The organism is Vibrio sp. Isolate32, from assembly GCF_022397955.1.
Classification (GTDB): domain Bacteria; phylum Pseudomonadota; class Gammaproteobacteria; order Enterobacterales; family Vibrionaceae; genus Vibrio.
The window spans coordinates 50,631-63,193 of sequence record NZ_JAKEUQ010000009.1 but is presented as its reverse complement, the minus strand read 5'-3'; the positions used below and the strand labels follow the sequence as shown (position 1 = coordinate 63,193).

At 43.0% G+C, this 12,563-nt stretch carries 11 protein-coding genes; 7 read left to right on the top strand and 4 right to left on the bottom strand.

The annotated features are described in order from the left end of the window. Positions 1–204 precede the first annotated feature (204 nt). The 4 genes from L1D11_RS09550 (at position 205) to L1D11_RS09535 (ending at position 6,271) form a co-directional block, all read left to right on the top strand. Positions 205–681, top strand: a complete 477-nt coding sequence (locus L1D11_RS09550; protein ID WP_239833416.1) for a CreA family protein — start codon at positions 205–207, stop codon at positions 679–681. Positions 682–797: 116 nt separating this feature from the next. Further along, a complete protein-coding gene (locus tag L1D11_RS09545; protein WP_004738099.1) occupies positions 798–2,102 on the top strand; it encodes an inosine/guanosine kinase in 1,305 nt (434 codons plus the stop codon). 279 nt (positions 2,103–2,381) lie between these two features. Further along, on the top strand, positions 2,382–4,130 hold the full coding sequence (locus L1D11_RS09540) for a formate--tetrahydrofolate ligase (protein WP_239833417.1): 1,749 nt from the start codon (positions 2,382–2,384) through the stop codon (positions 4,128–4,130). A 236-nt stretch (positions 4,131–4,366) separates the two neighbouring features. Beyond that, positions 4,367–6,271 carry a diguanylate cyclase gene (locus tag L1D11_RS09535; RefSeq protein ID WP_239833418.1) on the top strand — a complete coding sequence of 635 codons (1,905 nt, stop codon included), beginning with the start codon at positions 4,367–4,369 and terminating at the stop codon, positions 6,269–6,271. Between the two features lie 23 nt (positions 6,272–6,294). Here L1D11_RS09535 and L1D11_RS09530 read toward each other — a convergent pair whose 3' ends face one another. Further along, positions 6,295–6,921, bottom strand: a complete 627-nt coding sequence (locus tag L1D11_RS09530) for a beta-phosphoglucomutase family hydrolase (RefSeq protein WP_239833419.1) — start codon at positions 6,919–6,921, stop codon at positions 6,295–6,297. Positions 6,922–7,008: 87 nt separating this feature from the next. Here L1D11_RS09530 and arfB point away from each other — a divergent pair, with 87 nt between their 5' ends. After that, the gene (gene arfB / locus L1D11_RS09525) at positions 7,009–7,419 is read left to right on the top strand and encodes an alternative ribosome rescue aminoacyl-tRNA hydrolase ArfB (protein ID WP_239833420.1); all 411 of its coding nucleotides are present in this window, start codon (positions 7,009–7,011) and stop codon (positions 7,417–7,419) included. An 81-nt stretch (positions 7,420–7,500) separates the two neighbouring features. Here arfB and L1D11_RS09520 read toward each other — a convergent pair whose 3' ends face one another. Beyond that, positions 7,501–7,830 carry a helix-turn-helix transcriptional regulator gene (locus L1D11_RS09520; RefSeq protein WP_239833421.1) on the bottom strand — a complete coding sequence of 110 codons (330 nt, stop codon included), beginning with the start codon at positions 7,828–7,830 and terminating at the stop codon, positions 7,501–7,503. Positions 7,831–8,029: 199 nt separating this feature from the next. On the opposite strand from L1D11_RS09520, the gene L1D11_RS09515 reads away from it, so the two are divergent. Beyond that, entirely contained in the window at positions 8,030–8,359 is a 330-nt protein-coding gene (locus L1D11_RS09515; protein WP_239833422.1) for a hypothetical protein, read from the top strand. Positions 8,360–8,574: 215 nt separating this feature from the next. Here the strand turns inward: L1D11_RS09515 and gcvT are convergent, their stop codons facing one another. Then, entirely contained in the window at positions 8,575–9,708 is a 1,134-nt protein-coding gene (gcvT, locus tag L1D11_RS09510) for a glycine cleavage system aminomethyltransferase GcvT (RefSeq protein WP_239833423.1), read from the bottom strand. Positions 9,709–10,156: 448 nt separating this feature from the next. Continuing rightward, the gene (locus L1D11_RS09505) at positions 10,157–10,780 is read right to left on the bottom strand and encodes an XRE family transcriptional regulator (RefSeq protein WP_137408198.1); all 624 of its coding nucleotides are present in this window, start codon (positions 10,778–10,780) and stop codon (positions 10,157–10,159) included. 440 nt (positions 10,781–11,220) lie between these two features. Here L1D11_RS09505 and L1D11_RS09500 point away from each other — a divergent pair, with 440 nt between their 5' ends. Further along, positions 11,221–12,513 (top strand): serine hydroxymethyltransferase, encoded by a 1,293-nt coding sequence (locus tag L1D11_RS09500; RefSeq protein ID WP_239833424.1) that lies wholly within the window; start codon positions 11,221–11,223, stop codon positions 12,511–12,513. Positions 12,514–12,563 lie beyond the last annotated feature (50 nt).

Here is a 12,563-nt window from a genome sequence, read left to right as displayed (position 1 = left end):
TGGAAGACATACGGTCGGCAGAGGTGCCGAGCTACATGCAGAGAGCATACAGAGCATCACCAAGGCCAACAAGTACTTTAAATGCTTCATATTTTTCATTATCCAACAACATCCTTTAAGAACTTAACGAAAAGCTCTACACTCGTATTCAAGCTTTCAATTTTCTTATAGTAAACAGAACTATACAAATAAAAAGGACTTCTTATGAAAAAAGCCTTAATAGCAGCCGGTATCATGACAATGTTAGCAGGTTGTTCGGACAACGAGGTTGGCGACGTATCTTTAGGTTTCTTCACAATGAAGGACATTAAGATGTCATCTTTAGACGATGACAAAATCCCGGGCGTAACGTGTCACATAGCTTCCATCGAAGCGAACCTAAGCCTTTCTGATCCAAGTGATAGCTCTATTTCGTGCCGCCAAACGGGTGAAATCACACCTGAAATGATTGCGCAGGTTGATAAGAGTAAATCTGGTGAAGTGGTATTCAAGCAGTCGAAAAGCATCTTCTTCAAAACCATGAAAGTTCGCCGTATTTACGACGCAAAAAACCAGTCCCTACTCTACTTGTCTTACACCACTAAAGAGACTGAAGGCAGCTTCAAACACAGCCTATCGACTGTTCCTCTATGGGGTACAGCGGCTTACGTTGATCCAGCAACACTCGTACTAACAGAATAATCAATACGAATCACCTGTACAGACATTGTTCAGGTGATTCAAAATGTAATAAAAATGAAAGAAACAGAAACAAAATGTGATATCATGCGGCAAAATTTTTTCACTGTATTTTTCATATGAAGTTTCCTGGACAGCGTAAATCTAAGCATTACTTTCCAACTCACGCACGTGATCCGTTGGTCAACCAAATTCAACAAACACCTAAACTGCACCGCGCAACGATTGTAGGTGTAGGTCAAACCATTGTTGATATCGAAGCCCGTGTTGACAGTGCGTTCCTTGATAAATACGAGCTGAGTAAAGGTCACTCACTGGTATTGGAAGAAAGTAAAGCTGATGCGCTGTATGAAGAGCTTGTAGAGCGCGGTTTGATTACGCATCAATACCCTGGCGATACTATCGGCAACACACTGCACAATTATTCCGTACTTGCAGACAGCAAATCTGTACTGCTTGGCGTGATGTCTAAGAAAATTGAAGTTGGCTCATTTGGTTACCGTTACCTTTGCCGCACTTCTTCTCGTATGAATCTGAACCACCTACAAACGGTAGATGGTCCAATCGGTCGTTGTTACACGCTAATTACCGAAGATGGCGAGCGTACGTTTGCGATTAACGAAGGACACATGAACCAGCTGCTTCCAGAAAGCATTCCTGAGAAAGTGTTCGAGAAAGCATCTGCTCTAGTCGTATCTTCGTACCTAATGCGCGGTAACCCTGAAGATCCAATGCCAAAAGCAGTACAAAAGGCGATTGAATACGCGAAAGCGCACAACGTGCCTGTTGTTCTAACACTTGGTACTAAATACGTGATCGAAGGTAACGCTGAATGGTGGCAAGAATACCTGAAAGAGAACGTAACTATCGTTGCGATGAATGAAGACGAAGGTGAAGCGTTAACAGGCGAAAAAGATCCACTTCTTGCAGCTAACAAAGCACTAGAATGGGTTGACTTAGTACTGTGTACTGCAGGTCCAATCGGCCTTTACATGGCAGGTTACACAGACGAGCTAGCAAAACGCGAAACTACTCTTCCACTGTTACCAGGCAATATCCCTGAGTTCAACAAGTACGAATTCAGCCGTGCGATGCGTAAGCAAGATTGTGAAAACCCAGTTAAAGTCTACTCTCACATTGGCCCATACCTTGGTGGTCCATTAGAGATTAAGAACACTAATGGTGCGGGTGATGGCGCGCTTTCTGCTCTATTACACGACATGGCAGCAAACAGCTACCACTTCGTTAACGTACCAAACTCAGAGAAACACGAACACACGTGTCTAACATACTCTTCACTGTCTCAGATTTGTAAGTATGCGAACCGCGTAAGCTACGAAGTGCTAACACAACACTCTCCTCGTCTTTCTCGTGCACTACCAGAACGTGAAGATAGCTTAGAAGAAACATACTGGGACCGTTAATCGCGCATCTATTGCGTAATGATATAAATAACACTCTCATCTAAAAGGGGTTGCGATATGCAGTCCCTTTTTATATTTAAAGCGGATGTGAGCGTATTTGGAACGCACTAAATCGAATATTTTGCTCATTTAAGATTTGATCTTGCGCAATGACTCTTCAGATCTGGTATCTTCCAGCACATAATCTGTGTGGTTTGCCTTTACTTAGCAAATTTATACAGTACCATCACCACGCAAACGTTTACGCACCACCTTTCGGTTCTGATATAAGGATCAAATATGCTGTCTGATATTGATATTTGTCGTTCAACACCCCTTAAAAACATCAGTGAGGTTGCTAAGCAAGCCGGCCTGCAAGAACAAGAACATCAGCCCTTAGGGCAATTCAAATCAAAGGTGTTTCTAGCAGCACTCGAACGCCTATCTCAAAAGCCAGACGGAAAGTTGGTTGTCGTGACAGCAATTACACCAACACCACTTGGTGAAGGTAAGACCGTGACGACTATCGGTTTAGCACAAGGATTGGCGAAGATTAACCAATCAGCAATGGCGTGTATTCGCCAGCCTTCAATGGGCCCAGTGTTTGGTGTTAAAGGTGGTGCTGCTGGCGGTGGTTACTCTCAAGTTGCTCCTATGGACGAGTTGAACCTCCACCTAACTGGTGACATCCATGCTGTGACAGCCGCTCATAACCTTGCCTCTGCTGCCATTGACGCACGCTTGTATCATGAACAGCGTGAAGGCTTACAAGCATTTGAAGCTCGCTCAGGATTGAAAGCACTGGATATAGACCCTAGCAGAATCGTATGGCGACGTGTACTTGACCATAATGACCGCGCATTACGTATGATTACCGTGGGTAAAAACGAATCTGATAAAACGATCAACGGCTATGAACGCGAAGATGGATTTGATATCTCAGCCGCCTCAGAGCTTATGGCTATTCTAGCACTGGCCGATGACCTCCAAGATTTACGTAAACGCATCGGGCATGTTGTACTGGCATACAACAGACAAGGTCAACCTTTAACCGCAGAAGACTTTGATGTTGCTGGCGCAATGACAGTAACAATGAAAGACTCTATTGAACCAACCTTGATGCAGACACTTGAAGGTGTACCAACACTTATACACGCAGGTCCTTTCGCGAACATTGCTCATGGTAACTCTTCGATTATTGCAGATAAGATCGCACTGAAACTCAGCGACTTTACTGTAACTGAAGGTGGATTTGGTTCAGATATGGGCTTCGAAAAGGCTTGTAACATTAAAGTCAAAGCATCTGGTAAGAAACCCGATTGCGCGGTAGTCGTTGCTACATTGCGTGGACTAAAGGCGAACTCTGGTTTGTATGATTTGAGACCAGGAACACCACTACCTGATTCCCTCTTCAGTGAAGACAACGATGGGTTACTCTCAGGCTTTGAAAACCTAAAGTGGCATATCAATAACGTTAAGCAATACGGTGTGCCTACCGTAGTAGCAATAAACCGCTTCCCACAAGATTCACAGCAAGAACTCGACACATTGAAACAGATGATTACAGAGTTTGATAGCAACGTCGTTGTTGAAGTCAGTGAAGCATTTGGCCAAGGCGGTGACGGCGTCACTAAACTTGCACAAGCGGTTGTTAAAGCATGCCAAAGTGATAGCGACTTTAAGCCGCTCTACCAAACAGCTCAAAGCTTAGAAGAGAAACTCATGGCGGTCGCTGAAATCGGTTACGGTGCCGCGAGCATTACACTCTCTTCGAAAGCAAAGCAGCAGTTGGCTGAGTTTAAAGAACATGGCTATCAAGATCTGTCTGTATGCTTGGCTAAAACACCACTTTCTATTTCAACGGAAGCACATATCAAAGGCGCACCAAGCCAATTTGACGTACCCGTAAGAGAACTAAAACTGTGTGCGGGTGCTGGATTTATTTACGCTTTATGTGGCAATGTAATGACCATGCCTGGATTGCCAGATAAACCGGCGTTCATGTCGTTAGATATTGATAGTAATGGAAATATAGTAGGTCTTAGTTAAGCTCCATTAGCTAGACAAACATCGAAAATCGCGATTTAATCACCTCGCATTTCGGAGCGTTATTCTATAATGAGCAATCATTTTATTGTTAAATGATTGCTCATTAATCAAGTCAAGGTGCACAAAATTGCACTAAAACCACAGTAATATGCAAACCTTGTTTTAAGTTCTGGGTCAAGATCACACTAAAAACCCTATAAAATATATAGTATTGCGCTGATTCTTTGAGGACAGTGATGAATACAAGTATAAAGAAACTAGTCAGCCAATTTCTGTGCACCATGTTTGCCCTAGGATTAGTCCCTGCCCTCTATATCAGCTCTGAATTCGACAGAGTCGAAGCCCAGCACTCGCTAAACATTAAACAATCTAGCCAAAACCAAATTGAGTACAGCTTTCACGAGCTCGCTGTCATTGTTGAACAAATCTCTAACTCAGTTCCCTCTATTGCAGATTCCAAAACGTTACTTCGAGCAATTAAAGAGCCGTCTGTCATTCACACAGAGGCACTGCAAGATCTTTGGGTGATGCTTGCACGTGGCCAAAAGTACTATTCTCAATTACGCTATCTTGATTTAAGCGGTAATGAAGTTTTCCGCATTAATTATAAAGATGGCCATGCTTCAGTGGTTACGAAAAAAGAACTCCAAGATAAGTCATCGCGTAGTTACTTCTCCGCACTTCAAGAACTTAAAGTTGGGGAGGTCAATACCAAAGGCATCGATCTTGAAGTCGAAAACGGCGAGATAGTTCGCCCGTTGATTCCGGCGCTGCGCATTATGGCACCTGTCGCTGACAACAATCGCATTATTGGTTACTTCATTGCCAACTTAAACATGCTAGAGATTTATAAACGCCTTCATTACCAGATCGGTGACTCTTCTGCCGTCCCAATTATTCTCAATAAGACCGGGCACATCATCATGGGGCCAGATCCTTCACAGTCTTTCGGTCATGTTATTGAATCTCGCTCAGACCAAACTTATGACAAGCTGTACCCCAAGCTATGGACTGCGATAAAAGACAACACATCCTCAAGCTACTTTGATGGTAAAAATTGGTATTTTCACGCTGATATTAGCCCTAAGATCAAGCAGTTTGAAGGCCCTATCTACATGGTACTTCACATTGAGAATCAACAGTTAAATAGCCAGTATCATCGTGAAAATCATGCCATTGTCGTACAGATCGTTACATTATCGATTTTAATCTCGATGATCTCAGCAGGTTTTGTACTGTGGAACAGAAATCATAAGAAGAACAGTATAGAAAGTCAGTTAGCAAAAGCGGTGATGAATGGTATGTCGGCTTTGGTCATCACTGACCGTAATAATCGCATCATCAAGGTAAATCAAGAATTTACTCGAGTCAGTGGTTATGAATTGGAAGACGTAAAAGGCCGCCAACCTTCAATGTTCGCATCAGGACGTTACAACCAAGAGTTCTACATCAAAATGTGGAGTGTTATTAAAAAGCAAGGTATGTGGGAAGGTGAAGTCGTCAACCGTCGTAAAGACGGGTCATTGATTGCCGAAATACTTCGCATCCAAACCATTAAAGATGCGAAAGGTATAATCCAGTTTTATGTGGCGTCATTTGTTGATATTAGTAAACACAAAGAGCTTGAGAATAAACTTAGAAACTTGAGTGAAAAAGATGCCTTAGCGGGATGCTGGAACCGCCGAAAGTTTGATCTGGAGCTGCGCGATGAATGCTCCCGTATTAACCGTTACCCTACCCGAGAACATTCTTGTTTGGCGATTCTAGATATTGATCACTTCAAACGCATTAACGATAGATTTGGTCATGACTATGGTGATCGAGTGATTCAAACCGTTGCTCAAGTATTGCAACGTGAATGTCGTGAGACTGACTTCGTTGCTCGTATTGGCGGTGAAGAGTTTGGCGTTATTCTGCCTCACACCACAACAGAAGAAGTCGACTACGTGCTTAATAGACTACGAATTGCGGTTAGCCTTGAGCTAGACAGTGTTGTTACCGTTAGTGCTGGTATCACAAATCTAACTGGCGACCCTGCCCTAAACTACAAATGCGCCGATGTAGCGCTATACGAAGCAAAAGCGGCTGGTCGTGATAACGTATGTATGCTCTTAGACACCGAGATGAGTGAAATCGCCTAGCACGAAATAACGCCTAAGTAACCTCACATCCTAAAGCCAATCAGTGCGGGGTGTGCGGGGTGAAACTCTAACTTATCGCCATCTACCTCTAGAATACAGTCCATCTGGGCAGCGTGAGCGGCTTGTTTACCAAGGTCCGTATCTTCAAACACCACACATTGCTTCGGTTGTAATCCCATACCAAAACAAGCATCTAAGAAGGTATCTGGGTTCGGCTTATGGTTTTTCACATCTGTAGCGGTAACGAGAATATGGAGCTTGCTAAGAATGTTCGTATTTTCTAGCAGCTGCTTCGCATTTTTACGCTGGCTTCCTGTTCCAACCGCAATCTTCTTACTTCCTAGATGTTCGAGTAATAGCGAGTGTGTACAAGGGATGACATCCCCTTTGTCTTCAATCGCTGCGAATGATGCCACCTTGAACTTAGATACCGCCTGCGGGTCGAGAAACAAACCATATTTTCTGTTCACTTCACTGGCTATTTTGTAGCTCGGCATACCACCTAAGCTATGAATCCAAGATGCTTCAAAGTGGAACCCAAATTCCTGCGCAGTTTGCTGCCAAGCCTGGACATGAGCAGGCATTGTGTCGTTCAACGTACCGTCCATATCAAAGATTAATCCTTCATATGCCGTTAAATCTATTTTCATCACTACTACCATTCTTTAATAAAGTTACTGATACCATAACCAATATTCAGTATCATGGCGCCGTATTACCTTTTAAAATGGATGTTTATGTTACAAATAACTAACTCTGTTTCGATTCAAGACTGGGAACTCCAATTAACAGCGATCAGAGCACAAGGAGCCGGCGGTCAGAACGTCAATAAAGTATCAAGCGCGATACATTTACGTTTTGATATCAAGCACTCCACCCTACCTGACTTCTATAAAGAAAAGCTTCTCGCACACAAAGATAGCCGCATCACTAAAGATGGCATGATTATCATTAAGGCGCAGCAGTATAGGACGCAAGAACAAAACCGAGATGATGCTTTAGTGCGTTTGAAAGATCTTATCTTGGAAACAACAAAAGTTCAAAAAGTGAGACGAGCGACTAAGCCAACACGCGCCTCCCAGAAAAGATGTTTGGAAAGTAAAAAACAGAGAAGCACCACGAAACAACTCCGTAGAAGAGTGAATTGAATGCTTCATAACCTCAATAGACACATTACCCTTGGAATACCTGTCTATTTGACCCACAAATAGATCCATTGCGCTATTTATCTAAAAGAAAGGCGGCTGCTTTTTTTTGACCGACAAAATCAGTTTGATCAACAATACGCGTTCTTCGCTTGACAGCAGACGACAGACCGCCGCCATATCTTCCGGAGTCGCTTGTGACGTACCAAAAATATCAAGTACTACATCCAAATCCGTAATTTTCAAGGTTCTAGTGATCGAACGATACTGAGACATCTTGATGTCAGCTTCTCCCCGTTCAATCCGTTGATAGGTTTTTAAACTCATCCCTGCACTAGAAGCTAACTTTTCTTGAGACAGGTTGGCTTGTTTTCTACGCTCAGTCAGCGCAATTATTATGGGTTCCTGTGACATAAGCTCATCCTTAAAAGACAGTTATGACCTATTTTAAGCAAGAAGCAGACCAAATTGGCTATTGACAGTTTACATAAGCCACCAAAATCATATTATTCGATTGTTTAAAACGTTACTTTTCATAAGCTTTCACACATAGATTGATATTGAACTTAAAGGCTAGTTACCTCGTGTATACAAGTGCTAGGAAATAAGAAAATTGCAAATTACCAATTTGAAAGACGTTAAAAAAGAAATTGAGAATCAATATGAACTGGCATTTCCTTGCATAAAGTACGCTTTAGATTCTGAAAACAGCCACAAAGAAATTATTGCAGTACAACATAGATTACTCACTCATAAAGAAGTGTTGTTACACAGAAATATGCTAGAGGATAAAGAATTGAAGCAGACTTTTTCTGCCTTGAAACAAAATGAAAAAGGCATAGCACTAGGCGGAATTAGGAGCATCAACCAAACGATAGCGGAGATAGATGAGATTATCGAAAGATACTGTATAAAAATGCCGACAAGATCTTATAATGGCTGATAATTAATACTACGTATGAGTTACTAATTAAAGCATTGTGGCGAGTCATCATTTAATGACTCGCCACAATTTAAGCAGCATAAATTAAGCAGCATAAAGAAGTGGAACCTTTAACTAAAGATGTATCCTATGAAGGCCTCCAAGCAGGATCACAGCCCTAACTAATCATACAATAGGCTTTCTTCATTTAGCTTAGTGGTTTCTCTTAAAAGATATTAGCCACGGTAGTAGCGTTGAGGTACGAATGGCATTTTTTCTACTGTCATTGGCAGTTTCTTACCCCGAACTTCAGCAAATATTTCTGTACCGATAGCAGCAAGATCAGTGCGTACGTACGCCATTGAAACAGGCTTACCCGCGTTAGGACCAGCAGTACCACTCGTTACTACACCTACTTTGTTTCCTTCCGCATCGAACAGCTCAGCACCTTCACGCACAGGAGCTTTAGTTTGACCCACTAGGCCAACACGCTTACGTTGAACGTCTTTGGTTGCGATTTGTTCAAGGATGATATCGGCACCTGGGAAACCGCCAGCGCGCTCACCGTCAGTACGACGAACCTTTTGAATACCCCATAGAAGGCTCGCTTCTACTGGAGTTGTCGTTGTATCTAGATCGTGACCGTATAGGCAAAGACCACACTCAAGACGAAGTGAGTCACGAGCACCAAGGCCAACCCACTCTACTTCAGCTTCTGCCGTTAGTTTACGTGCTAGAGCTTCTGCATGGTCGTTAGGTACAGAGATTTCGTAGCCATCTTCGCCTGTGTAACCACTGCGGCTTACGATGCATTCAACACCGTCAACATCAACTTTTTGAACGTCCATGAATAGCATGTCTGCAACGCTTGGTTGGAAACGAGCAAGAACTTCAGCTGCTTTAGGGCCTTGAAGTGCTAATAGTGCACGGTCATCAATCACTTCCATCTCTACATCTGCAGGAAGATGAGCTGTAAGGTGATCGATGTCTTGTGTCTTACAAGCTGCGTTAACAACAACAAATAGGTGATCACCTAAGTTTGCAACCATAAGGTCATCCATGATGCCGCCCTGCTCGTTAGTAAAGAACGCGTAGCGCTGCTTACCAGCAGGAAGATCGATAATATCTACAGGAACTAGAGATTCTAAAACAGCGGCTGCGTTTTCACCGTGTAGACGCAGTTGCCCCATGTGAGAAACATCAAAAAGACCAGCAGCGTCACGAGTATGTAAGTGCTCTTTCTTCACACCTAGTGGATACTGAACTGGCATGTCGTAGCCAGCGAAAGGAACCATTTTTGCGCCCACTTCTACGTGAAGTGCGTGCAGAGGTGTTTTTAGTAGGTCTTGATTAGCGTGTTCTTGAGTCATTTTCTTCTCCATGAAGCGTTGCAGGCTTTCCAAAGTCGAGTCTGCCGCTTATATCTCTATTTAGAGTCGCCTCTAACGATACGGGTTAACGTTAGAAACAGTAGATAGTAAAAAGTGATGTCTTTTATATAGGCTTTTATCGTCAGCGCTATAAGAATAGATAGCTGTACAAAACCTTTACAACTCACTTTCTAAGAATTCACTTCAGTAAACTTCAATCAACATGAGTAAACCGTGTTCACTATAGTAAACAAGCCTGAGTCAGTTTTACACCCTTAACAAGATTAAAACAGCTTAAAATGTGACATTTAACAATTAAAAAACAACTTCCAGTTGCATACAAAGACGCGAAATTGATGCTTTTAACACCAATATCGCGTCTTTTGGCAAACGTTAGAAACAAATGCAAACGTTTGCATTCACTATAAGAAATTCTAACTTTGTTAACTTATTTTGCAGTCACCCACAAAATCAGTGCATCTTCTGTACTAGTAGAAATCAACATATGTCCCATGTTGGCGTCGTAATACATGCTATCCCCTTCACTCATCGGTACAGGCTCATAGAACTCTGAGTAGAACATCACATCACCAGAGATTACCATTAAGAACTCCTCTCCATCGTGACGGACCCAATCATTATACTCTTCAAAAGCACGTGCTCTGACACGGCTTTTGAATGGCATCATCTTTTTGTTGGAAAGCTCAGTCGCCAGCAACTCATGCTCGTAAGTTGGTGTTGGGTGAGGTTTACCCTGGCCTGCTTTGGTTAAGTCACGACGTCCTGTGGCAACTTTTTTTCTTGGCGGCTCAAAGAGTTGCGGCATATCGATTTGCAAACCCATAGCCAATTTCTGCATCGCTTGGAACGTCGGTGAGATTTGTTCGTTCTCGATTTTACTCAGCGTAGAGCGCGCCAAACCAGTACGTTGGCTCGCCTCTTCTAACGTAATGCCCAGCTTGCTGCGGATATCTTTAATACGCTGGCCGAGCTTAAGTGGTTCGATATTCTGATCTAACGTCTCTTTCGCCAACGTTAAAGATGGGTACTCATCATAAATGTCTTCTGACATAGGTCCCTCATTTATTTCTTACTTCCTGTCTATTAATTTCATTGTTGCATGAAGCGCTTTGTTGATTAAAGAGCACACAGGGAAATAAAGCGTGCTCCCTGTAGCAAAACAAGAAAAACTGTTTCCTATTGGAAATTTTTGTTGAAAATTGATTTTATCGGAGCTATGTTATCGACTTGTTAGATGAAGAGATGCTACTTCGGCTTGCAGCAAGTGATAGATTTAACATTTGCAAGAGCTGTTTTTTACCCGAAATTTTTGGGAACCAATTCGTGCTGCATTGACCCTACAACGATCGCTTTGACGCTATGGTCGTATAAATAAGAAGCAAGGCACTGTTTATACACCTATATAATGCAAACGATACCGATGCAGAAATCAACGTAAGACCTAATGGACTATAAAAACAATCACCATTAGCTTAATCAAAGGTCTCGACAATGAACGCTTACCAAAACCATAGCTTAGACAGTTTTTTCTCTACGAACCTATCTGCGACTGACGACGCAGTATTTGCTGGAATCCAAGCAGAGAACACTCGTCAAAACGAACAAATCGAACTTATTGCTTCTGAGAACATCGTTTCTAAAGCAGTAATGCAAGCTCAAGGCACTTGCCTCACCAACAAATACGCAGAAGGCTACCCAGGCCGTCGTTACTACGGTGGTTGTGAGCACGTAGATACCGTTGAAGCTATTGCTATTGAACGCGCTAAGCAGCTGTTCAAGTGTGAATACGCGAACGTACAGCCTCACTCAGGCGCTCAAGCGAACGGCGCAGTTAAACTTGCCCTACTTCAACCTGGCGACACTATCCTAGGTATGTCTCTTGACGCTGGTGGTCACCTTACACACGGTGCACGCCCTGCTCTTTCTGGTAAATGGTTCAACGCAGTTCAATATGGTGTAGACCACGACACTCTTAAAATCGATTACGAAGCGGTTCGCGCTTTAGCTATCGAAAGCCAACCAAAAATGATTATTGCTGGTGGTAGTGCTATCCCTCGCGTTATCGACTTCGCTAAATTCCGTGAAATCGCTGACGAAGTTGGCGCTATCTTAATGGTAGATATGGCACACATCGCGGGTCTTATCGCGACAGGTGCTCACCCTAGCCCACTACCACACGCACACGTTGTAACGACAACAACGCATAAAACACTTCGTGGCCCACGCGGCGGTATGATTCTGACTAACCACGAAGACATCAACAAAAAGATCAACTCTGCAGTATTCCCTGGCCTACAAGGCGGCCCGCTAATGCACGTAATTGCGGCTAAAGCTGTAGCATTTGGTGAAGCACTTGGCCCAGAATTTAATACTTATATTAATTCAGTGATCGATAACGCAAAAGTTCTTGCTGAAGTGTTGCAAACTCGCGGTTGTGACATTGTGACTGGCGGAACTGATACGCACCTAATGCTGGTTGACCTTCGTCCTAAGGGCTTGAAAGGCAACGTAACTGAAGAAGCATTAGAGCGTGCGGGCATCACATGTAACAAAAATGGCATACCATTCGATACAGAGAAGCCTATGATTACTTCTGGTATTCGTTTAGGTACGCCAGCTGGAACCAGTCGTGGTTTTGGCACAGAAGAATTCAAACTTATCGGTGAATGGATCGGCGATGTACTTGATGGCTTAGTTGAAAGCCCTGAAGGCAATGCTGAAGTTGAGCAACGTGTTCGCAAGCAAGTTAAAGAGCTTTGCAAGCGCTTCCCTCTTTACCGTTAGACCGTTTTTAAGATTTAAATTAAAACCTCATAAATTTTTGGAGAATAAGC

Coding starts and splice junctions, on each gene's coding strand:
- L1D11_RS09550 (WP_239833416.1), top strand. CDS start 205: ATGAAAAAAGCCTTAATAGCAGCCGGTATCATGACAATGTTAGCAGGT.
- L1D11_RS09545 (WP_004738099.1), top strand. CDS start 798: ATGAAGTTTCCTGGACAGCGTAAATCTAAGCATTACTTTCCAACTCAC.
- L1D11_RS09540 (WP_239833417.1), top strand. CDS start 2,382: ATGCTGTCTGATATTGATATTTGTCGTTCAACACCCCTTAAAAACATC.
- L1D11_RS09535 (WP_239833418.1), top strand. CDS start 4,367: ATGAATACAAGTATAAAGAAACTAGTCAGCCAATTTCTGTGCACCATG.
- L1D11_RS09530 (WP_239833419.1), bottom strand. CDS start 6,921: ATGAAAATAGATTTAACGGCATATGAAGGATTAATCTTTGATATGGAC.
- arfB (WP_239833420.1), top strand. CDS start 7,009: ATGTTACAAATAACTAACTCTGTTTCGATTCAAGACTGGGAACTCCAA.
- L1D11_RS09520 (WP_239833421.1), bottom strand. CDS start 7,830: ATGTCACAGGAACCCATAATAATTGCGCTGACTGAGCGTAGAAAACAA.
- gcvT (WP_239833423.1), bottom strand. CDS start 9,708: ATGACTCAAGAACACGCTAATCAAGACCTACTAAAAACACCTCTGCAC.
- L1D11_RS09505 (WP_137408198.1), bottom strand. CDS start 10,780: ATGTCAGAAGACATTTATGATGAGTACCCATCTTTAACGTTGGCGAAA.
- L1D11_RS09500 (WP_239833424.1), top strand. CDS start 11,221: ATGAACGCTTACCAAAACCATAGCTTAGACAGTTTTTTCTCTACGAAC.